The sequence below is a fragment of the Streptomyces sp. NPDC046831 genome (assembly GCF_040645305.1).
Lineage (GTDB): Bacteria > Actinomycetota > Actinomycetes > Streptomycetales > Streptomycetaceae > Streptomyces.
The window spans coordinates 1-21,836 of the sequence record NZ_JBEYXZ010000055.1 but is presented as its reverse complement, the minus strand read 5'-3'; the positions used below and the strand labels follow the sequence as shown (position 1 = coordinate 21,836).

The 21,836-nt window shown below is 76.0% G+C and carries 13 protein-coding genes; 4 read left to right on the top strand and 9 right to left on the bottom strand.

Going from position 1 to position 21,836, the window contains the following annotated elements; genetic code table 11:
• Positions 1–32: 32 nt before the first annotated feature.
• The 3 genes from ABZ920_RS29370 to ABZ920_RS29360 form a co-directional block, all read right to left on the bottom strand.
• Entirely contained in the window at positions 33–1,631 is a 1,599-nt protein-coding gene (locus tag ABZ920_RS29370; RefSeq protein ID WP_361511507.1) for a glycosyltransferase, read from the bottom strand.
• Between the two features lie 33 nt (positions 1,632–1,664).
• Positions 1,665–2,969 carry a glycosyltransferase family 87 protein gene (locus tag ABZ920_RS29365; protein WP_361511492.1) on the bottom strand — a complete coding sequence of 435 codons (1,305 nt, stop codon included), beginning with the start codon at positions 2,967–2,969 and terminating at the stop codon, positions 1,665–1,667.
• 192 nt (positions 2,970–3,161) lie between these two features.
• The gene (locus ABZ920_RS29360) at positions 3,162–3,647 is read right to left on the bottom strand and encodes a MarR family transcriptional regulator (protein ID WP_361511489.1); all 486 of its coding nucleotides are present in this window, start codon (positions 3,645–3,647) and stop codon (positions 3,162–3,164) included.
• Between the two features lie 137 nt (positions 3,648–3,784).
• Between ABZ920_RS29360 and ABZ920_RS29355 the strand changes: the two genes are divergently transcribed.
• A complete protein-coding gene (locus ABZ920_RS29355) occupies positions 3,785–4,198 on the top strand; it encodes an organic hydroperoxide resistance protein (RefSeq protein WP_361511486.1) in 414 nt (137 codons plus the stop codon).
• 717 nt (positions 4,199–4,915) lie between these two features.
• Here ABZ920_RS29355 and ABZ920_RS29350 read toward each other — a convergent pair.
• The 5 genes from ABZ920_RS29350 to ABZ920_RS29330 all read right to left on the bottom strand — a co-directional run bounded on the left by ABZ920_RS29350 (position 4,916) and on the right by ABZ920_RS29330 (position 13,603).
• On the bottom strand, positions 4,916–7,270 hold the full coding sequence (locus ABZ920_RS29350) for a CDP-glycerol glycerophosphotransferase family protein (RefSeq protein WP_361511483.1): 2,355 nt from the start codon (positions 7,268–7,270) through the stop codon (positions 4,916–4,918).
• Between the two features lie 7 nt (positions 7,271–7,277).
• Entirely contained in the window at positions 7,278–9,539 is a 2,262-nt protein-coding gene (locus ABZ920_RS29345; protein WP_361511480.1) for a CDP-glycerol glycerophosphotransferase family protein, read from the bottom strand.
• Positions 9,540–9,923: 384 nt separating this feature from the next.
• Complete coding sequence (locus ABZ920_RS29340) at positions 9,924–10,832, bottom strand: carbohydrate ABC transporter permease (protein WP_361511477.1); 909 nt, start codon at positions 10,830–10,832, stop codon at positions 9,924–9,926.
• On the bottom strand, positions 10,829–12,181 hold the full coding sequence (locus tag ABZ920_RS29335; RefSeq protein ID WP_361511474.1) for a sugar ABC transporter permease: 1,353 nt from the start codon (positions 12,179–12,181) through the stop codon (positions 10,829–10,831). Before ABZ920_RS29335 ends, ABZ920_RS29340 begins: the two co-directional genes overlap by 4 nt.
• Positions 12,182–12,220: 39 nt before the next feature.
• Positions 12,221–13,603 (bottom strand): ABC transporter substrate-binding protein, encoded by a 1,383-nt coding sequence (locus ABZ920_RS29330; protein ID WP_361511471.1) that lies wholly within the window; start codon positions 13,601–13,603, stop codon positions 12,221–12,223.
• Here ABZ920_RS29330 and ABZ920_RS29325 point away from each other — a divergent pair.
• Complete coding sequence (locus tag ABZ920_RS29325) at positions 13,593–13,733, top strand: hypothetical protein (protein ID WP_361511468.1); 141 nt, start codon at positions 13,593–13,595, stop codon at positions 13,731–13,733. The genes ABZ920_RS29330 and ABZ920_RS29325 overlap by 11 nt on opposite strands.
• Before the next feature lie 19 nt (positions 13,734–13,752).
• Here the strand turns inward: ABZ920_RS29325 and ABZ920_RS29320 are convergent, their stop codons facing one another.
• Complete coding sequence (locus tag ABZ920_RS29320) at positions 13,753–17,685, bottom strand: FHA domain-containing protein (protein ID WP_361511465.1); 3,933 nt, start codon at positions 17,683–17,685, stop codon at positions 13,753–13,755.
• Between the two features lie 522 nt (positions 17,686–18,207).
• Here ABZ920_RS29320 and ABZ920_RS29315 point away from each other — a divergent pair.
• Positions 18,208–19,863 carry a protein kinase gene (locus ABZ920_RS29315; RefSeq protein WP_361511462.1) on the top strand — a complete coding sequence of 552 codons (1,656 nt, stop codon included), beginning with the start codon at positions 18,208–18,210 and terminating at the stop codon, positions 19,861–19,863.
• Positions 19,864–20,189: 326 nt separating this feature from the next.
• Entirely contained in the window at positions 20,190–21,422 is a 1,233-nt protein-coding gene (locus tag ABZ920_RS29310) for a serine/threonine-protein kinase (protein WP_361511459.1), read from the top strand.
• Positions 21,423–21,836 lie beyond the last annotated feature (414 nt).

Sequence of the window (21,836 nt, the reverse complement as noted above, 5' to 3'; positions counted from 1 at the left end):
GGGTCCAGGATTCCGCCGCCCGGGACCGGCTCTCAGTGAAGCAGGCGCCGGAGCCTGCCGCGGACGACCGACGCGACGCCGCCGGGACCGGTCGCCACGCGCAGGGCCAGGGCGCCGGAGTGCGTGGCGTACGGCTGGACGAGCAGCACCCCGTACAGCAGGCTCGGCACCGCGCGGCGCCGCAGCAGACCGGCGCCCGCCCGGGCGTGCGCTGTCGTCTGCCGTGCCGTGCCGTCGGCGAAGCGCAGGCCGAGGCGCAGGTCCCAGGTGCCGGCACCGAGTGCGGCGAGGTCGACGGCCGTCTCGGCCGGCCAGGTGCCGTCCGGTGCGGGCTCCAGCTCGACGGTGGCGCGCTGGGCGGTGCGCCCCGTCTCCCGGTGCCGCCACTCCACCTCCAGCACCCGGGGACCGGCCTGCGCGACCCTGCCGTACAGGTCGTGCAGGCGCAGCCGCAGGCGGGTGCCGCGGGTCCGGGGGCGCAGCTCCGCGTCCACGGCGAGCGGCAGCAGGTGCACCGGACGGGTGAGATACGGCTCCAGGCCGACCTCGGGCAGGTCGTCCGACCAGACGGGCGTGCCGTCCCCGGCACGCGCGTACGGCGGGCACAGCCGGGCCGGGCGGGCGGCGAGCTCCCGGAGGCGGGGCAGGTCGCGCGGCTCGGAGGAGGCGAGCACGACCCGGGCGATCAGACGTCCGGGCGCGGCCGGTTCGGACGCCCAGTCGGCCGCGTCGTACTCCGCCAGGTACTCCCGGGTGTGCGCCCACCACGCGCGCCGGTAGTCCGCGTCGCGCAGCCCCAGTTCGCGGACATACATGCGCAGTTCGTGGCCGAGGAACTTGGCGCGTGCCGCCCGCGCGAGCTCCTTGTGCCCGGCGTCCAGCAGAATGTCGTGCGCCATCCGGCCGGCCCGGGTGCGGGCCCGCCAGTTGTCGATGCCGCCGCGGTCCAGGGAGATCGACAGCCGCTCGGCGGACCGGCGCACGTGCCAGGTGTAGACGCGGTCGGGGACGAGGACCATGCGCGGACCGGCCGCCAGTACGCGGGCGGTGAACACGAAGTCCTCGTAGGGGAAGCGTCCTTCGGGGAAGCGGATGCCGTGCTCGCGCAGGAAGCCGGTGCGGTACAGCTTGTTGACGCACAGCGTGTCGCGCACCAGGCGCGGCTGCCGCGCGGGGTGCTCCAGCACGGACCCGTGCGCGTACAGCCGCTCCTGCCACGGCACTTCGCGTCCCGAGGGCAGTTCGCGGCGCACACACAGCCCGGCCGCGACCTGCGCGTCCTCCGCGGTGGCCGCCGCGAGCAGCGCGGCCGCCGCGCCCGGCGGCAGGACGTCGTCGCTGTCGAGGAACATCACGTAGGGGGACGTCACCGCGTCGATGCCGGTGTTGCGCGGAGTGCCGCACCCCCCGCTGTTGGTGTCGCGCCGGACCACCCGCAGTCTCGGCTCGGCCGCCGCGAGGCGCGTGAGCAGTTCGGGGCTGCCGTCCGTGGAGCAGTCGTCGACGGCGACGACCTCGCCGACGCTCTCCTGGGCCAGCGCGGAGCGCACCGCGTCGGCGAGGTGGGCGGAGTCGTTGTGGCCGATGACGACGACGCTGACGTGTGGTGCCTGCTGGGATTGCGGGTGCATGGAGTCCACGGGCCGGAAGGGTGGGTACGGTCGTTAATCTCCCGTTGGGAGAGCCTTCGCTCCCTGTACGGAAGACGGTGAGAATACGGGACGGGTTCCCCCGTACGGGACGGCCGCACGCGGACGGGCCGAGCGCCAGAGCCGGGCGAGGGACAGGGCCGCGGCCGCCGCCAGGAGGCCGTTGCGCACGAGCATCAGGGCGCAGCCGGTCCACGAGCAGGCCGCGACCTCGTGGTACAGCACCGGGTAGGCGATCACACTCACCAGGCTCGCCAGTGCGACGAGCGCGGCCACCGGCCGCTGGGTGGTCTCCCGGGCGGTGAGGCACACCGCGGACAGCCCGAGCAGCCAGACCATGTACTGCGGGCTGATCACCCGGCTGGTGACGGTGAACAGCAGGGTGGCGCTGAGGGCCGCGTCGTACGGGGTCGCCGGCGTCCAGCGCCGGGCCCGGACCCGCCACAGCACCAGCACGGCGAGGGCGGCGGCCGTCAGGGCGAGGCAGACGTGCGCGACGGCCTGGACATACGGGCCGGTGAGCTCCAGCGCGCCGTACCGGTAGCGCACCTGCCCCGGCCAGCCCGCGTGCGTGGCCAGCGAGAGCGCCGTGCCGCCGAACGACTCGATCTGCACGCCGCGGCCGCCCTGCTGGCGCGCGAAGTCCAGCGGGTCGCGGAACACGGCGGCCAGTCCGGCCAGGCACACGGCCGCGGTGGCGGCCGCCCACCCCCACGCCGTCCGTGTCGCACGGCCCCGCGGTGTCCCCAGCAGCACCAGGACCGGCCACACCTTCACCAGCGCGCCCAGCCCCGCGAACACCCCGCAGGCGCGCGCGGAGCGCGGCAGCGCCAGCAGCGCGAGCACGGCGAGCGCGGTGACCTGCACGTCGTACCGGGCCAGGGGCACGTGCAGCAGGAGCGGAAGGGCGGTCGTCCAGTAGGCGGCTCCCCGCAGGCTGCGGCCGGGGCGCCGCCCCGCGCGGGCCAGCGCCAGCGCCACCAGGCCGTCGGCGGCGACGGTGAGGGCCACGAACGCCTGGAAGTACGTCAGGCCCGGCAGCAGTGCGGGGGAGAGGAGCACCACCCCGGCGCCCGGCGGGTACTGCCACAGCGTGTCGTGCGCCGGGAAGGCTCCGTGGGACAGCACGGCGTACCAGTGCTGGTACAGCTTCCACACCTCGCGCGCCACCGCGCCCCGGCCCAGCAGGGGCACGGTGTCGTGGGCCAGCAGGGACAGCGTCAGGGCGCGGGAGGCGAGCCAGACGGCCGCCAGGGCGAGGAGGCGGTGTCTCGCCGCCGCGCGTGCGAGGACGCCCGCGGCGACCTGGAAGGCACTCATCACGGCGGATCGTAGACCGCGCGAAAGCCGCGGATGCGCCGATACGCCGTCCGTCACCGGTAAGGGACGGCAGGCGCACCGCATCGGCCCCGCGGCGGGCGGGTGCCCGGCACGGCGCCCGACGGACCCGGCCCGGCGGCGGCCCGGCCCGGATGCGGGGCCGTCACATCGGACGTGCGCCTGAGCCGCCGTTCAGGCCCGCGCCTCCTCCAGCGCCGCGGTGTCGAGTGCCGCGGTCAGCTGGTCGAGGCGGGCGCGCAGGGCGCCGATCTCCTCCAGGGAGAAGCCGGTCGACGACACGATGCGGCCCGGGACCCGCTTGGCACGCTCGCGCAGCGCGGCCCCCTCGCCGGTCAGCCGCACCTCCACCGACCGCTCGTCCCGCGCACTGCGCTCCCGGCGCACCAGACCGGCCGCCTCCAGGCGTTTGAGCAGCGGGGACAGCGTGCCGGAGTCCAGGCGCAGGTGTTCGCCCAGCCTCTTCACCGGCGTCTCGCCGTGCTCCCACAGCACCAGCATCACGAGGTACTGGGGGTAGGTGAGCCCGAGCTCCTTGAGCACCACGCGGTAGACGCCGTTGAAGGCGCGGGTCGCCGCGTGCAGGGAGAAGCAGATCTGGCGGTCGAGGCGCAGCCAGTCGCCCTCGTCCGGCCCGGTCTGCGGAACCTGGTCTGTCATGCCTCCAGGGTAGCTCCGGTGGACTACTTGGTTGTGCACAACTTAATTGTGTGCTCTACTCGGGGTCGTGCGGCGGCCCGGACGCACGAGCAGGGACCGGCCGCCCGGGCACCACTTTTCGAGAGGGATGGTTTTCCATGGACGCGCTCTACACCGCCGTCGCCACCGCCACCCACGGCCGCGAGGGCCGCGCCGTCTCCTCCGACGGCAGGCTCGACCTCCAGCTGGCCGTTCCGGTGGAGCTGGGCGGCAACGGTCAGGGCACCAACCCGGAGCAGCTGTTCGCCGCCGGCTACGCCGCCTGCTTCGCCAGCGCCCTCGGCCTGGTCGGCCGCCAGGCGAAGGTGGACGTCAGCGAGGCCGCGGTCACCGGCGAGGTGGGCATCGGCAAGCAGGGCGAGGGCTTCGCGCTCGCGGTCACCCTCCGCGTCGAGCTCCCGGAGTCCGTGGACGAGGCCACCGGCCGCAAGCTGGTCGAGCAGGCCCACCAGGTCTGCCCGTACTCCAACGCCACCCGCGGCAACATCCCGGTCGAGCTGGTCATCGAGTAGCCGGACCGGCGGCGCGCCCACCGGACGGGACGGGTCCGCCATGGGGCGGCGGCGACCGGCACGTGCGTGAGGCGGCCGGCGACCGGCACGTGCTGCGCGGCGGGGCTCGCCGGGGCGGGGCTCCACGTCCCCGCCGGGAGCGGCGGGCGCCCTCACGTCACCCCAACGAGTGATGCGGTCGGGCTTCCGGCGTGTCACCGGACCGGGTGACACGGCCTTCCGGCCCATAGTGACGGGGAGGCCGTGGCCGCTTCCTGCGCGACAGGGAGCGGCCACGGCCGGGGGCGGCCGGCCGCCTCGTCCGTCCCGTGAGCGGTGCCCGCCACCCGCGTCGCCCGGGCCGTGCGGCGGCCGGCCGTCCCCACCACGCCGAGGAGGGGGCAGCCCCCTCGAAGGGCGCCCGCGTTCCGTCCCGCTGCCGGGAGGGCGCCTGCGTTCTGGTCCGCGGACGCGGCTGCTTTCCGTCCCGCTGTCGGGAGGGAGCCCCTGTTCTGGTCCGCCGACGCGCCTGGCTTCCCGTCCCGCCGTCGGAAGCGTGCCCGCATTGGGCTTCCCGCGGTCGCCCGGGCGACCGAGTTCCGCCCAGCCGTCGGAAGCGCGCTCGCGCTCTGGTCCGCCGTCGGGGGAGGGCATGCGCTCCGTCCCGCCGACGAGGGCGCGCCCGCTCTCCGTCCCGCCGGCGGAGGGGCGGTCTCCTTCGCGCGCCCCGCTGCCGCCTCACGCCCCGGGGACCAGCGTGTCCGCGTCCTGCCCGGCGGCCTGTGCCTGGGCGGGCAGCTGCGCGGCGGCACGGATGCCCGCAGCCGTGGGCACCGCGGTCGGGGCGGTCGGGGCCGCCTCCTCCGGCATCCAGTCCTCCTGGCCGAGCAGCAGCGTCCGCACCACCCGCTCGGCCGCCCACCCGTCGTCGAACTCGCAGAAGCGGGCCCGGAACCCGCGCCGCAGCCGCGCCGACTCCGCGTCCCGCCAGCGGCCGGACGCGAACAGGTCCACCAGCTCCGGGTACGAGCGCGACACGTGCCCCGGCGGCTCGGCGGTGACGTCGAAGTAGACGCCCCGGCCGGCCGCGTACGCGCCCAGGTCGTCGGCGTGGACGACGATCGGCCGGTCCAGGTTGGCGTAGTCGAACATCAGCGCCGAGTAGTCCGTGACCAGTACGTCCGAGGCCAGCATGAGGTCCTCGACGTGCGGCTCGTCGGTCGCGTCGACGACCAGCCCGCGCCGGTGCAGCTCCGCCAGGCCCAGCCCGCGCGCCGGGCCGGCCGCCAGTGCGGGGTGCAGGCGCACGACCAGCGTGTGCCCGCTGCCGAGGTCCGCCGCGAACCGGGCCAGGTCGATCCGGTCGACGTGGCCGCCCCGCCGGTAGTCGCGGCGGGTCGGCGCGTACAGCACGACCGTGTGGTCCGCCGGGATGCCGAGCCGGGCCCGGACCGCGTCGCCGTCGCCCGGCCGCGCGAGGGCCAGGACGTCGTTGCGCGGACTGCCGCTGCGCACGGACGTGAAGTCGCAGGGATAGGCCCGCTCCCACACCAGTTCGGAGTGCCGGTTGGCGACCAGGCTGTAGTCCCAGCGGTCCGCCCGGCGCAGCATCCGCGGCACGTCGACGCCGAGCCGGGCACCGGGCTTGCCGAGCAGATCGGCCGCCATGTACTTCAGCGGGGTGCCCTGGTGGGTGTGGATGTGGACACTGCCCGGCCGCTTGACCAGGGCGTCGGGCCAGTTGACGTTGTTGACGAAGTACATGGCCCGCGCGGTCACCTGCCGGTAGCGCAGGGAGCCGAGCCGGACGTACTCGACGTCCGGCGGCACCAGCCCCGCCCGAACCGCCGCCCTCTCCGCCTCGGCCGCCTCCCCCAGGTCGCGCACCACCCACACCCCGCGCAGATGCGGGGCGATCTCGCGGGCCTTGCGGTGGACGGCCCCCGGGTCACCGAGCATCCCGCGGTGGTGGAACGCCGAGTAGACGACGAGGTCGGGGTCCAGCGCCCGGCGCGCCTGCAGCGCTGCCCAGCCGTCCTTCACCCGCCCCGCCGCGACCCGCCGGGCCCGGAGCGTCCGGCGCCGCAGTTCCCGGCCGGCCCGGCCGGACTGCCGCCTGAACCGGTACGCCGCCCAGCCGCCCGCCAGCAGCCGCAGCTCGCCGTCCAGGGCGGTGCCGGCGGGCCGGTGTGCGCGGATCAGCTCCACCGTGCGGCGGTGGAACTCCGCCTTGTCGGACGGGGGCAGCCGGTCCGGTTTGGCGAGGATGTCCAGGCAGTGCGCGCCCATCTTGCGGTGCAGGTAGGGCCGCCACGCGTCCAGGTCGGGGCGGGAGTCCAGGTACGCGAAGACCCGCGCGTACTGGTCGTGGATGTCGAAGTGTCTGCGGCTGGTCGTGGACAGGATGTTCCCCTGGCGCCGCTGGCGGTAGTACAGGCAGATCCGGTCCAAGGTGGCGATCCGCTCGGCGCTGAGCATGACCGGGAACGTCCAGGGCGTGTCCTCGTAGTAGCCCGGCGGGAAGGCGAAGCCGTGCCGGTCGACGAAGTCCCGCCGGTAGACCTTGTTCCACACCACCATCAGCAGGTCGAGGATCTCGGGCCGCTCGGCGGCGGTGAAGGTGCCGTCGCCCTCCTCCGGCTCCCCGGCCGCGCCCGGACTGCGCGGGCGCCCGCCGGAGAGCACGTGGGCGAGCGCGTTGCGCCGGGTGCCGCCCCACCAGTAGGTGCGGGCGTAGTCGAAGACCAGCACGTCCGGGTCGGCGGTCTCCGCCAGGCGGTCGGCCATCGCGCGCAGCGCGCCCGGGGTGAGGGTGTCGTCGCTGTCGAGGAAGAACAGGTAGTCGCCGGTGGCGTGCGGCAGGCCCGCGTTGCGGGCGCGGCCCAGACCCACGTTCTCCGGCAGGTGCAGCGCGGTGACGCGCGGGTCGCGGGCCGCGTACTCGTCGAGGATCGCGCCGCAGCCGTCGGGGGAGCAGTCGTCCACGGTGATCACCTCGATGTCCCGGAACGACTGCCCGAGGACCGAGTCGAGGCACTCGCGCAGGAAGCCCTGCACCTTGAAGACGGGGACGACGATGCTGAAGCGGGGCACTCTTCGGTCAGCTCCTTACGAGGGTGGCGGGGGCGGGTGCCGGGACGCGCTCGGCGAGCGGGAGCACGGGCGGGAGCGCCTGCGGCGGCTCGCCGAGGAACACCCGGCGCACGACGCGTTCCGCGGCCCGTCCGTCGTCGAACTGGCAGAACCGCTCCCGGAACCGCGCCCGCAGCGCGGCCGCCCCGGGCCCCGCGTAGGTGCCGTCGCGGAAGACGCGCGCCAGCTCGCCGGGCGTGCGCGCCACCGGGCCGGGCGGTGTCCGCATCAGGTCGAAGTAGACGCCGCGGGTCTCGCGGTAGACCTCCCAGTCGTCGGCGTACACGACGATCGGGCGGTCGAGGTGGGCGTAGTCGAACATGATCGACGAGTAGTCGGTGACCAGCGCGTCGGCGGCCAGGCAGACGTCCTCGGCGCAGGGGTGGGCGGTGACGTCGATGACGCGGCCGCTGCCGCGCCTGCCGCCGCGGTCGTAGAAGTAGTGCGCGCGCAGCAGCACGACGACGTCCTCGCCGGCCGCCTCGCAGAAGGCCTCCAGGTCCAGGTCCGTCTCGAACCCGGTGCGGTGGTCGCGGTGCGTGGGCGCGTACAGGACCGCCCTCGCGCCCTCGGGGACGCCCAGTTCCCGGCGGACGCGGGCGACGTCGCCGGCGCCGGCCGTGTAGTACACGTCGTTGCGGGGATAGCCGTACTCCAGGGCCTCGTAAGCGCCGGGGAAGGCCCGCTCCCACATCTGGGTGGAGTGCCGGTTGGAGGAGAGGTTGTAGTCCCAGCGGTCCACCCGGCGCAGCAGCTTGGTGAAGCTGCCGGACGCGGCCGCGACCACCGGGTACGGCGACTGGTCGACGCCCATGGTCTTCAGCGGGGTGCCGTGCTGGGTCTGCAGGTGCACGCTGCCGGGGCGTTTGACGACGCCGTCCGCGAAGTTGGCGTTGTTCACCAGGTACTTGGCGCGGGCCAGCACCTTCCAGTAGCGGCGGCTGCCGATCACCGCGTGGTCCACGCCGTCGGGCACGGTGTGCGCGCGCCCCGGTTCGACCAGGAACACCGCGCGCAGGTGCGGGGCGAGTTCGCGGGCCGCGGCGTGCAGGGCGGCCGGGTTGCAGGCGTAGCCGCGGCCCCAGTAGGCGCAGTACACGACGAGGTTCTCGTCCAGCGGGCGGCGCAGGTGCCACCGGTACAGCAGGCGCGTCCGCACTCCGTGGGTCCGCGGCAGGGCCCCGGCCGCGCGTGCGGCCGCCCGGCCGGCGACGCGCAGCGCGTGGAACAGCGTGTACGCCCCCGCCGCCAGCAGCCGGTGCCGTGCCCCGGAGCTGCCGCCGGGCATCCGGTGACCGGCCGGGCGGTGGCGGCGGTGGAGGCGGGCCGCCTCGCGGAAGAAGGCCCGCCGCCGTCGCGCGGGCAGCCGCTCGGGACGGGAGGCCGTGGCCAGCACGGCGGCGAAGAGGTGGTCGAACAGGGGCGCCAGCCGGCCGGCGGGCAGCTCCCGTTCCACGGCCCGGGCGAGCACCCGCTCCGTCTGGTCGAGGAGGTCGAACTGGTGCTCGCCCGGGAGGTGAAGCCTGCTGCCCTGCCGGCGCAGCAGGTGCCGTACGACGACCCGGCGCAGGACGGCGATCCGCTCGGCGGCGACGGTGACCAGGCCGCCCCAGCCCAGGTCGGTGTGGTGTCCGTCGGGGAAGACGAGGCCGTGGCCGGTGACGAAGGAGCGCCGGTAGGCCGCGCTCCAGGCCGGGAGGCGGACACCCGTCAGGTGCGGGGCCTCGGCGGGGGAGAAGACGCGCGCGGGCGCCCGCGCGAGCAGCGGCCGGGCCGGGTTGACCGGCTCGCCCTCCCACCAGGGCGTGCGCTCGTGCTCGAAGTACAGGACGTCGACCTCCCCGCCCGCACGGCTCTGGCCGGCCTCGCGCCCTTCTCCGCTTCCGTCGCCGTCGCCGCCGAGTTCGTCGAGGCGGGCGGCCAGCGCCGTCAGGGACCCCGGCGCCAGGGTGTCGTCACCGTCGAGGAACAGCAGGTAGGCGCCGGTGGCCGCCCGCATCCCGGCGTTGCGTGCGGCGCCGGGACCCGCGGACGGCGGCGAGTACACCGGGGCCACCCGGGAGTCCCGCGCGGCGTGTCCGGCGGCGACGTCCGCGGCCGGGGCGTCGGGCGCGTCGCAGACCGGGATCAGCTCGAAGTCGCCGTAGGACTGCGCGAGGACGGAGTCCAGCGCCTGGGACAGCCGGCCCGCGACCCCATGGGACGGGACGACGATGCTGAAGCGGGGCATTCTGCTCTTTCCGTTGTGGTCCGGGCCGGCTCCGGGCGCGGTGCGCGGCGGTCGTCCCGCGACTGCCGCCGGGCCGCCCCCGGGGCCGCCGGTGGCCGGCCGCAGGGGGTGGGGCACGGCCTGCCGGGGTGCGGACGGACTCCCGGAAGAGCAAACGGCGATCGGTGACGTTTGGTGACGGTCCGGTGACGGAGAGGTTGCGGGGCGGTGAGCAATCGGAGCGCTTCCGCACTCGGCGGGCGCGGGAACGTCACCGCGCGCCCGGCCCCGGCCCGCTCGTCCCGCCGGACCGGTGCCGTGCGGGGCGTCTCCCGGCCCCCGGAGGAAACGGCGGAGGGGCGGACCGCTGCCGGCCCGCCCCTCCGTGAACTGCCCCCGTCGGGGCTACTTCACCGCACCCGCCATGACGCCGGAGACGAACTGCCGCTGGAAGGCGAAGAACACCGCCAGCGGGATCACCATGGAGATGAACGCGCCCGGCGCCAGCACGTCGATGTTGTTGCCGAACTGGCGTACCTGTGTCTGCAGGGCCACCGTGATGGGCTGCGTGCCGGACTTGGTGAACACCAGCGCCACCAGCATGTCGTTCCACACCCACAGGAACTGGAAGATGCCGAGGCTGGCGATCGCGGGCCCGCCGAGCGGCATCACGACCCGGGCGAACAGGCGCAGTTCACCGGCGCCGTCCAGCCGGGCCGCCTCCAGCAGCTCACGGGGGATCTCCGCGAAGAAGTTCCGCAGCAGGAACACCGCGAAGGGCAGACCGAAGCCCGTGTGGAACAGCACCACCCCGAGAACCGTGCCGAACAGGCCGACGGAGCCGAAGAGTTCCGCGATGGGGATCAGCGCCACCTGCACCGGGACCACCAGCAGGCCGACCACGGCCAGGAACCACCAGTCGCGGCCGGGGAACTCCATCCACGCGAACGCGTACCCCGCGAGCGAGCCGACGACGACCACCAGGACCGTCGCCGGGACGGTGATCAGGACGGTGTTCACCAGGGAGCCGGTGATGTCACCGTTCTCCAGCAGCTTCCGGTAGCTGTCGAAGGTGAGCTGCGAGGGCTCGGTGAAGACCTGCCACCAGCCGCCCGAGCTCATGTCCTGGGGCGAGCGCAGCGACGACAGCAGCAGACCGATCGTCGGGACGAGCCAGAACAGGCCCACCAGGATGAGGAACACCCGGACCAGGCCGCCGCTGACGGCCCCCGCCAGCCTGGAGCCCAGCGACTCCTTCGCCGCCACGGCCCGGACGGGCGCCGTCCTCGTGGAACCGGCCGTCTGCACCGTCATCGCCGCACCTCCCGCCTGAGCCTGCGCATGTTGAACAGCATCACCGGGATCACCAGCAGCAGCAGGAGCACCGCGATGGCGCTCGCGACGCCCGGCCGGCCCTCCGAGAAGCCCTTGCGGTACAGCTCCAGCGCCAGCACGTTGGCGTCGTCCTGGGAGGAGCCCGGGGCGATGATGAAGACCAGGTCGAAGATCTTCAGCACGTTGATCATCAGGGTGACGGCGACGACCGCGAGGACCGGCGCCAGCAGGGGCACGGTGACCCGGCGGAACACCTGCCACTCGTTGGCGCCGTCGACCCGGGCCGCCTCCAGCAGTTCCCGGGGCACGCCGGCGAGGCCCGCCGCGATCAGCACCATCGCGAAGCCGGCCCACATCCACACGTAGGCGCCGATGACGGCCGGGGTGACCAGCGACGGTCCCAGCCAGTCCACGCCGTTGTACGGCTCCTTGAAGTTGCTCGCCGGGAGCCGCAGCTGGGCGCCGTCGGCCTTGGCGGGCAGCGTGAACGTGCCGTCGGCGGCGGCCTTCGCCGACGCCACGACCCGGCCGTCCCTGACCGCCTCGATCCGCATCCCGGCGTAGCCCAGCTCGGCCGGATCGACCTCGCCGAGCCGGCCGACGCCCTTGCCGCGTGTGAAGTCCTGCCAGGTGGTGCCGGTGATCCTGCCCGGCTCCGGCTCGGCCGGGACGGCCTTCTTCGCGCCGTCGGGCATCTTGTCGGGGGCGACTCCGACGAGGGGCAGGGCGACCGGCCGGCCCGTGTGCACCGTGCCCGTGGTGATGAAGCCGCCCCGTTCGGCCCGCAGGGGCGACTGGCGGCCCGGGTGCGCCTTCGGGAACGCCGAGGACTCGGCGAAGGTGTCGTGCACCCCGACCCACACCGCGTTCGCGACGCCCTTGTCCGGGTCCTGGTCGTACACCAGGCGGAAGATGATGCCGGCCGCGAGCATCGAGATCGCCATCGGCATGAAGACGACCAGCTTGAACGCCGTGCCCCAGCGCACCCGTTCGGTGAGCACCGCGAAGATCAGGCCGAGGGCCGTGGCGACCGCCGGCGCGAACACCACCCAGACGATGTTGTTCTTCAGCGCGGCGCGGATGCCGTCGTCGGTGAACAGCGCCCGGTAGTTGGCGAACCCGGCGAAGCCGTCACCGGAGTTGTCGTAGAAGCTGCGGACGATCGAGTACCCGATCGGGTAGACCACGAGCGCGCCGAGCAGGACCAGGGCGGGCAGCAGGAAGAGGGCCGCCACGGTCCTGCGGGTGCCGGTCACGCTCTTGCGCCGGCGGGGGCCGGAGGACGCCGCCGTGGTCTTGGCGACGCCCTCCGCGGCTGCCGGCGTCATCGCCGGCTTCCTCTGCGGTGGTGTCCGGTCATCGTGGCATCAGCCCCCGTACGCCGCCGCGGCGTCCTTCTCCAGCCGTGCCTGTGTGCCGGCGACGTCCGCCGGGTTCTTCAGGAAGTCCTGCAGGGCCTTCCACTCGCCCTTGCCGGGCGTGCCGCCGAACGCCTGCGGGGCCTGGTCGGACATGTCGAAGCGGAAGTCGTCGCCCGACGCGATCAGGGCCTTGGCGATCTTGCGCTGCACGTCGTTGGGGTAGGCCGACTCCGGCACGTTCTTGTTCGGCGAGAGGTAGCCGCCGAGCCTGGCCTGGATGGTGGCCGCGTCCGGCGAGGCGAGGAAGGTGACGAGGGCCTGCGCCGCCTTGGAGTCCTTCAGGACCACGGCCGCGTCGCCGCCGGAGACGACCGGCGCGGCGGAGCCGACGGCCGGGAACGGGAACGCCTTCGCGTCCGTGCCCACCTTCGCCTTGGTCTCGCCGATGTTGACCTGCGCGAAGTCGCCCTCGTAGACCATGCCGGCCTTCGGCTGGTCACCGCCGGTGAAGGTCTGGGTGACGGAGACCGGGAACTCGGTCTGCAGCGCGCCGTTCGGGCCGCCGGCGAGGTAGTCCTTCTTGCCCCAGATCTGCGCCAGCGTGGTCAGCGCGTCCTTCACGGACGGGTCGGTCCACTTGATCTTGTGCTGGGCGAGCTGGTCGTACTTCTCCGGGCCCGCCTGGGAGAGGTAGACGTTCTCGAACCAGTCGGTGAGGGTCCAGCCGTCGGCACCGCCCACCGAGATCGGGGTGACGCCCGAGTCGTAGACCGTCTGCGCGGTGGTCAGCAGGTCCTTCCAGGTCTTGGGCTCACTGGCGCCCGCGTTCTCGAAGACCTGGGCGTTGTACCAGATCAGCGACTTGTTGGCGGCCTTGTAGTAGACGCCGTACGGCTTGCCGTCGACCTTGCCGATGTCCTGCCAGCCCTGCGAGTAGTTCTTCGCGAGCTGCGCCTGCGCCTCGGCGCCGAGGGGCTTGGCCCAGTTCTTCTCGACCGCCTGCCTGATGGCGCCGGGCTGCGGGAGGAGCGCCACGTCCGGCGGCTGGCCGCCCGCGATCTTCGAGCCGAGGAAGTTGATGATCGGGTCCTGCGCGGGGACGAAAGTGACCTTGGCCCCGGTGCGCTTCTCGAACTCCGCGAGGACCTTCTTGAAGTTGGCCTGCTCGCCGCCGGTCCACACGGCGGCGACCTCCAGGCTCTGGCCGTTCAGCTTCGGCAGGGTGAGGGTGCTGCCGGAGTCCGTGCTCCCGCTGCTCTTCCCGCCGCTGGTCTTGTCGTCGTCGCTTCCGCCGCACGCGGTGAGAGAGAGCGCCAGCGCGCCCGCGGCGACGGCGGCGGCGGTCCGTGCGGCTCTGCGTGTCCGGATGGTGCTGCTCGTGCTGCGCATCACTGCCCCGTTCTTCGTTCCTCGTCGAACGACCGAGCGCCTTCCCGTGTGCGATCCGGTCTACGCCCGGCTTCCGCACATCGGCAAGAGCGCCCACCGTGTCAAGTGGGCGATCGTGACCACGTCGTGACGGTACGTCGGATCCGCGGTCAGAGCAGGGACGGGACCTTCGCCGCCGACACCTCCCGCGCGGCCCGCTCCAGCGCGCTGGCCAGCAGGGCGAGATCCGTCGGCCCGTTGCCCAGCTCCCGTACGGAACGCCGGGCCGGCGGGTCGCCCATGCGGTGCCACTCCAGCGGGACGACCGTGGGGCGCAGGGTCGCCGTGCGGGGGATGCGCCCCGTGACACGGCCGCCCTGGAAGGGGGTCACCCGGCCGTCCGGGCAGGCGAGCCGGCCGCGGCCCGGCGCCGGCTCCCCGCCGCAGTCAGGGCCCCGCTCGAACGGGGCGGCGCTCCCGCGCCCCCCGGCCGGGGCGTCCAGCGTGACGCGGAGCGTCGCCCGGCGCGCCGGTTCCGACTCCGCGGTGCGGCCGCCGGGGCCGGTGGCCGCCACCAGGTGGACGCCGAGCCGCTCGCCCTCCCGGGCCACCGCCTCCAGCGCGCGCATCACGGACCCGGCCGCCGGCCGGCCCGGCGAGCCGAGCGCGGGGGACACCAGGGCGTCCAGGTCGTCGACGACCACGACGAGCCGGGCCAGCGGCGGCGCCTCCTCGGTCCGCCGGGCGGCGGACGGGTGCCGCAGCCGCAGCGTGGCGGTGGGCGGGCTCTCCAGGTCGCCCGCGCCGGAACCGCCCGGTCCCCGGCCCGCGGGCGTGCGCTGGGCGACGATCCGGCCGGACACCTCGCGCTGCGTGTGCCACTCGGTGAAGTCCGTCCGGCCGAGCAGCTCGGCCCGCCGTTTCAGCTCGGCGCTCAGCGACTGGGCCAGCTCCCGCATCCGGACCGGGTCGTTGGCGGTGAGGTGGGTCGTCACGTGCGGCACGTCCGTGCACACGCGCAGGCCCTCGCCGTGGGCGCCCGTGCCCGCGTCGTCACGGCCGTCGATCAGGACGACGCCGAGGCGGTCGGGGCGTTCGGCGGCCGCCAGCGAGGCGACGACGGACCGCAGCAGTTCGCTACGGCCGCTGCCCGCCGGGCCCTCGATCAGCAGGTGCGGGCCGTCCGCCACGAGGTCCGCGCAGACCGGGCCGCGCGGCCCGGCGCCGAGCACGGCCATGGCCCGCCCGCCGAGCGCCGCCGTGTCGTCGGCCGCGTCCGCCCAGCGCGCCAGCAGGGACGCCGGGGTGGCGCGGGCCAGCCCCAGCTCGTCCAGCAGCCGGGCCGACTGCGGCAGCGGCGCCGACACCCGGGCCTGCGGGCCGGCGCCGGCCGTGTCCGTCCGCAGCGGCGCCATGGCCCGCGCGAACCGCTCGGCCCACGCCAGGGAGACGGCGTCGACGACGGCCACGGTGCCGGGGGCTATGGGGGAGGCCTGCGGGCGCCCGCTCGCGGGGGCGGGGGCGTGCGCGTGGACCTGCGCGGCGGCGAGGCGGTGCGTGGACCCGTCGGCCGTCGCGGGGACGGCGGCCGGGCGGTCCGGGCTCCCGTGACGCGCGGCGCCGGGGGCCGACGGGTGCGGGAGCCGGTCCCCGGGGGCGGCGGCGTCCGGGTGCTCCCCGGGGCGCGGGTCCGCCGCGGGGCGGGCGGCGTCCGGGCGCCCGGCGGTGCCGGCCGGCGGGTGGGCCGCCGCGCCCCGCGGCGCACCCGCACCGGCCGCGGCGCCGGGGCGCCGGGCCTCCGTCCCCGCGTGCGCGACCCGCATCAGCCGCAGCGCCGTGGCGACGTCGCCGCTGAGCAGGGCGACGGCACCGCAGGCGCGGAACACCGGCGAGGCCGCGCACGCCGCCTCGTACGTCTCCGTCACCGGCGACGCCGGGGAGGCCGGCGCCGCCTCGGCGAGGCACACGACGTGTATCCCGGCCCGGGGCCCCTCCTGGGCCAGCCGCGCCACCGCGCCGCGCAGGGCGGGGCCACCCGGGTCGCCGTCCACGACGACCACGGTGTACGGCCCCGCGAAGGCGCGGGCGTCCGCCTCGGCGTCCCGCGCCCAGGAGGGCCGGCGGGGCGGCTGCGCCGCCGCGGGGACGGCGGGCGGCGGCTCGTAGGACGGCTCGGCGGGGGAACCGTGCGGGGTGTGCGCGGGATGCGCCGGTCCGGGTCCGCCCGCTGCCGTCGGCCCGCCCGTCCCCGCGCCCGTGCCGGACGCGGCCGGGCCGCGGGTGTCCGCCAGGTGGTCGTCCAGGCGCCGCAGCAACTCGTCCGTGCGGGCGGCGGCCTGTTCGGCGTCGTAGGCGAGGAGGAGGCGGCAGTCCTGGCCGTGCCCGGGGCGCACATGGGGGAGCCAGCCGAGCCAGGACCACTCGGCGGTGCGCTCCCGCAGGGCACGCGTGCGCTCCGAGGCGATCAGGACGATCTCGACCGTGTCGGGGGAGTGCAGCGCGGCGAGCTGGGCCACCACCGCGCGCGCCAGCCCGGACAGCCGGGCGCGCGGCCCGGCCAGGCCGAGCGCCCCCACCTCCCGCAGATCGGCGGTCACCGGGACCACGGGCAGCAGGCCCGAGCCGTCGAGGGCCGGCCGGTCGGCCGTGCCCAGCCGGACGGTGAGCGCCTCCGCGTGCCCCGGCCCGCGCTCCCACAGGCGCGGGCCGGGGCCCAGCGCGGTCAGCAGCAGCGCCGCCGGGTCGGGCCAGGTCTCCGGCAGGCGCGTCCGGGTGTAGCGCGGGGAGGCGGCGTGCGCCGGGCCGCCGTCCTCCGTCCCCTCGTACGGATCCCGCGCCGCCGCCTGCTCGCCGCGGCCGCCGGCCAGCCGCCGCGCCCACGCGCCCAACCCGCCGCGCCGGCGCAGGCCCTGGGGTACGTCGGTGCCCCGCAGGGGCGTGCCCTTGCGGCCGCCCGCGTCCACCGCGCCGCCCGCCTCGGCCGCGCCGTCCGGGAGCCGGGCCTCGTCGGCCGGGCGGGCCGGCCGCCCGGCGCTGTCCCCGGAAGCGAAGGCTCCGGCGCCGTCCCAGGTGCCGGTGCCCCGGGTGGTGGGCCCGCCCGTTCCATGGCGTCCGCCGTGGGTGTCCGCACCGGCGTCCGGCGCGTACGGGCCCCCGCCTGCTGCCGCGTCGCCCGGGCCGTGGCCGCCGTGGTCCCCGGTGCCGGCCGCCTGGCTCCGCGCCGGCGGCACGCCGGGCGCGCCGGCTTCCTGCCCCCGGGCCTCCGGGCCGTGCTGGGCGCCGGTGGGCATCCAGGTCGCCGAGCCGTGCCCGAACGCGGTGCGCTCCGCACCCGCGCCCGCGGCGGGGGCGGACGGTGCCGGCCCGGCCGCCGGCCCGCCGCCCGGTCCGGTGCCGCCGCCCGGTCCGCGCCCGGCCGGCGACGGGACCCGTACGTGGCCCTCCCCGTCCGGTGCCGTCGTCACCCGGGCCCCCGGGCCGCCGGCCGGGGCCAGGCGCAGCGCCGACTCGCCGATGCGCAGCAGCGCGCCGGGGGTGAGGCGGACGGGGCGGGAGCCCACACGCTCGCCGTCCAGCTCGGTGCCGTTCGTGGACTGGAGGTCGGCGACGGAGACGCGGCCGTCGGGGGCGACCGTGACCGCGCAGTGCACCCGGGAGACGTCCGGGTCGTCGAGCGGGACGTCGGCGTCGGCGGAGCGGCCGACGGTGATCTGCCCGCCGTGCAGCAGATGGACTCCGCCCGCGTCCGGCCCGGCGACCACGTGCAGCTGAGTGGGGGCGTCGTCGAGTTCGGGGTGCGCCTCGGGCTCCGCCGGGGCGCCCAGGGACAGCACCGCGCCGTCGAGCAGCGGGGGCTCGCCGAGCGTGCAGCGCTGGGCGTCGAGCCGCTCGGCGCCCGCGTACAGCACCACCGGTCCCGCACCGGCCTCGCGGCCGCGCTCGGCGGCGCCCGCCTCACCGGCGACCGAGGCGGCGAGCGCCGACGCCACCGCGGCCAGTGCCGTGCCCGCGGGCGCCGTCACCAGCACGTCGCAGGCAGCGGCGCGGCTCTGGGCCCCGGGGGGCGGGCCCAGCGGGTCTACGACGGTCAGCCGGATCTGCATCGCCGTCAGCGGTCCCTTCTGCGCGGGCGCCCGCGTACGGGGACGAAGCCGTCCCGCGGTCCCCCCACCGCGCACTTCCCCCACCGCCGCACGGGCACGTCGGCCAGTACTGGGAGGCATCCTCGCACCTGCCACCGACACCGCGCCCGCCGCCCACCGGCAAGTGATCTTGATTGGTCGGCTCTGCCCGTAAAAATGGCTGACCAGTGCCCTCCGAATGACCGCTTGAGATCGGTCACGTCCGCGTCTGGGCAACCATCGACCCCAGCCGAGCGTCTTCCCGTCGAACATGTACGGCATCCCGTGCGTACGTCGCTCCGGAGGTGACCGCGGTCGCCCCCAGGGCCCCGGCGCCGCGCGCGGCAGGGCCGCCGGGCACGGACCGATGACAGCCCGGCACCGCGCACGGCGGCACTACAGTGGGTCGGAAACGCCCCCGCCCCCGGCTCCGCCCGGCGGGGGAGGCCCACCCCGCCGGGCCCGGCGCGGGACCAGGCAAGCAAGCAGCAGGGAGCGCATGACGTGCGGCCGGTAGGGAGCAAGTACCTGCTCGAGGAACCGCTCGGACGCGGCGCCACGGGCACCGTCTGGCGAGCCCGCATGGGGGTGCCCCCCGGCGAGACCGTCGCCATCAAGGTCCTCAAGGAGGAGCTGGCGAACGACCCGGACGTCGTGATGCGGTTCCTGCGGGAGCGCTCCGTGCTGCTCCGGCTGACCCACCCGAACATCGTCCGGGTGCGCGACCTGGTGGTCGAGGGCGATCTGCTGGCCCTGGTCATGGACCTCGTCGACGGCCCCGACCTGCACCGCTTCCTGCGCGAGAACGGCCCCGTCACACCCGTCGCCGCCGCGCTGCTCACCGCCCAGGTCGCCGACGCGCTCGCCGCGAGCCACGCCGACGGCGTGGTCCACCGCGACCTGAAGCCGGCGAACGTCCTGCTGAAGCAGGACGGCGGGCAGATGCACCCGATGCTCACCGACTTCGGCATCGCGCGCCTCGCCGACTCGCCCGGGCTCACCCGCACCCAGGAGTTCGTCGGCACCCCCGCCTACGTCGCGCCCGAGTCCGCCGAGGGCCGCCCGCAGACGTCCGCCGTCGACGTCTACGGCGCCGGCATCCTGCTGTACGAGCTGGTCACCGGCCGTCCGCCGTTCTCCGGCAGCTCGGCCCTCGAAGTCCTGCACCAGCACCTGAGCGCCGAACCGCGCCGCCCCTCCACCGTCCCGGAGCCGCTGTGGACGGTGATCGAGCGCTGCCTGCGCAAGGACCCGGGGCAGCGGCCCAGCGCCGGGAACCTCGCGCGCGGCCTGCGCGTCGTCGCCGAGGGCGTCGGCGTGCACGCCAACGCCGCGCAGATCGCCGCCGCCGAGGGCGTCGGCGCGCTGCTGGCGCCCGACCCGGCCCCCGCACAGGTGCCGGGCGCCCTCGCGCCGGACGTGCCCGGGGCCGCCGACCCGACCCAGGTGCTGCCGCAGGGCGCGGGCTCCTACGACCCGAACGCCGCGACCAGCGTCCTGCCGCACACCGGCCTGCCGGGCGCCGCCGACCCGACGCGCGTGATGCCGCCGGTGCCGCAGAACCAGCAGGACGCCGGGCAGCAGCCGGAGCAGCCGCACCCGTGGCAGACCCAGCTCCGTGCCGCCCGCGACCGCAACGAGCAGACGCAGGTCCAGTACCTCGACCCGAGCGAGGACCCGCTGCGCCGCCGCCCCCAGCGGCAGGTCGCCCGGCCGCAGCAGCAGCCGCCCCGGTCCGGCTACGGCCACCCGCAACAGCAGCAGCCGCAGCAGTACGCCCCGCCGCAGCACCAGCGGCCGCCGCGCTACGCCACGCCCCAGCCGCAGCCCACGCAGGCCCCGCAGCCCCAGCGGTACGCCCCGCCCGCCCCCGCCGAGCCGCGGCGCCCGGCGCGCGAGCCGCGGCCGCCGCGTCAGCGCAGCGCCAACCCGATGAAGATCCCGGGCCTGGGCTGCCTGAAGGGGTGCCTGTTCACGATCGTCGTCCTGTTCGTCGCCGGCTGGCTGATCTGGGAGCTGAGCCCGCTGCAGGACTGGATCGGGACCGGCCGGACCTTCTGGGGGCAGCTGAGCGACTGGTTCGGCCAGGTGACCGACTGGATCGGGAAGCTGGGCGGCGACTCGGGCGGCGGGTCCACCGGCGGCACGACCGGCGGCTGACGCACGCCCGGCCGGCGAACCGCGCGCCGAGGGCGGCTCCGCCCCGCCCGGCCAGGTCCCCTGAGGCGGCGGCGTGCCCCAGCGGGACGGCCGCCCGTCGCGCGGCGGACCTCACTCGGTCCGGGTTGTCCCCGTGGCCTCGAGCAGTCGCAGAGGCGGGTTCCCCCGCGCGGGGGCGGTCGCCCGCGACGGCCCCGCCCGCGCACCGGAGTTGCCCGCGAGTTCGGCGACATGTCGACACCTGAGGGGTGATTTCCGTTCCCCTGGTGAAGGCCGACTCTCCGGACGCGTAGTTTTGTCGGCAACACGCGTCTGTAGGAGCAGTCTTGGCACGGAAGATCGGCAGCCGGTACACCGCCCATCAGATCCTGGGGCGGGGCAGCGCCGGCACGGTGTGGCTGGGCGAGGGGCCGGAGGGGCCCGTCGCCATCAAGCTGCTGCGCGAGGACCTCGCGTCCGACCAGGAACTGGTGGGCCGCTTCGTGCAGGAGCGGACCGCGCTGCTCGGTCTGGAGCACCCGAACGTCGTGTCCGTGCGCGACCTGGTGGTCGACGGCAACGACCTGGCGCTCGTCATGGACCTCGTCCGCGGCACGGACCTGCGCACCCGCCTGGAGCGCGAGCGGCGGCTCGCGCCCGAGGCGGCGGTGGCCGTCGCCGCGGACGTCGCGGACGGCCTCGCGGCGGCACACGCCGCGGGGGTCGTGCACCGGGACGTGAAGCCGGAGAACGTGCTGCTGGACATGCAGGGCCCGCTGGGCCCGGGCGGCGCCCACCCGGCCCTGCTGACGGACTTCGGCGTGGCCAAGCTCATCGACACGCCCAAGCGGACCCGCGCCACGAAGATCATCGGCACGCCTGACTACCTGGCGCCGGAGATCGTGGAGGGGCTGCCGCCGCGGGCGGCCGTGGACATCTACGCGCTGGCCACGGTGCTGTACGAGCTGCTGGCGGGCTTCACGCCGTTCGGCGGCGGCCACCCCGGCGCGGTGCTGCGCCGGCACGTCACGGAGACGGTGGTGCCGCTGCCCGGCATCCCGGAGGAGCTGTGGCAGCTGCTCGTGCAGTGCCTGGCCAAGGCGCCCGCCTCCCGGCTGCGGGCGTCGGAGCTGGCGGCGCGGCTGAGGGAACTGCTGCCGATGCTCGCCGGCATCCCGCCGCTGGACGTCGACGAGCCGGACGCCGACCTGGACGACCAGGAGGAGACGCCCGCGGCGTCGGCGGCACCGGCCGGGAACCGCGCGCGGCGGGGCGCGGTGCCGCTCGTACCGGGGGCGAGGCCGGACTCCAACCGGGACACCCACACCTCGATGCGGGTGCCGGGCCCGGACGAGCTGGCGGGCGGCGCGCACGGCACGGCGCGCGCCCCGCGCGCGGCGGGTGCGGCCCGGCCCGGCTCGGCCCGCCACCGTGCGGCGGCCCGGCGGCGCCGGATCACGCTGGCCCTGGCGGGCGCGGTGGTGGCGGCGGCGCTCGGGGTGGGCGCGTGGCTGGCCACGTCGGGCGACGACTCGGGGAACACCCCGGACACCGAGCGCTCGGCCCCCGCATCACCGTGACCCGCCCCTGACCCGCCCGCACCGACCGGCGGGGCTCCGTCCTCGTTGCGTCCGGGGCCGCCGCCCGGGCCGCCACCCGACCCGGTCCCCCGCGTGCCCTCCTACCCGGGCCCGCCACCCGCCCCGGGGCCCCGCGTGCTCTCCTACCCGGCCCGCCACCCGGTCCGGGGTCCCGCGTGCTCTCCTGCCCGGGGGCGCAGCCGGTCCGGGACCCACGGACCCCTCCGCCCGGGCCCCCGGACCCCCTGCCCGGGTCCCTACGTGTCCCTCCGCCCGGGACCGCCACCTGGGGGGACCCAGCGCCCGCAGGCGCCCACGGACGGCAGGGGCCGTGTCGGGGGGTGTCCGCCCGCAGCGGCCGGCGCGTCGACCCGGGTGCGCCGGTGAGCGACGGCACTCGCGCCGGTCCGAGGA

Coding starts and splice junctions, on each gene's coding strand:
- ABZ920_RS29370 (WP_361511507.1), bottom strand. CDS start 1,631: ATGCACCCGCAATCCCAGCAGGCACCACACGTCAGCGTCGTCGTCATC.
- ABZ920_RS29365 (WP_361511492.1), bottom strand. CDS start 2,969: ATGAGTGCCTTCCAGGTCGCCGCGGGCGTCCTCGCACGCGCGGCGGCG.
- ABZ920_RS29360 (WP_361511489.1), bottom strand. CDS start 3,647: ATGACAGACCAGGTTCCGCAGACCGGGCCGGACGAGGGCGACTGGCTG.
- ABZ920_RS29355 (WP_361511486.1), top strand. CDS start 3,785: ATGGACGCGCTCTACACCGCCGTCGCCACCGCCACCCACGGCCGCGAG.
- ABZ920_RS29345 (WP_361511480.1), bottom strand. CDS start 9,539: ATGCCCCGCTTCAGCATCGTCGTCCCGTCCCATGGGGTCGCGGGCCGG.
- ABZ920_RS29340 (WP_361511477.1), bottom strand. CDS start 10,832: ATGACGGTGCAGACGGCCGGTTCCACGAGGACGGCGCCCGTCCGGGCC.
- ABZ920_RS29335 (WP_361511474.1), bottom strand. CDS start 12,181: ATGACGCCGGCAGCCGCGGAGGGCGTCGCCAAGACCACGGCGGCGTCC.
- ABZ920_RS29330 (WP_361511471.1), bottom strand. CDS start 13,603: ATGCGCAGCACGAGCAGCACCATCCGGACACGCAGAGCCGCACGGACC.
- ABZ920_RS29320 (WP_361511465.1), bottom strand. CDS start 17,685: ATGCAGATCCGGCTGACCGTCGTAGACCCGCTGGGCCCGCCCCCCGGG.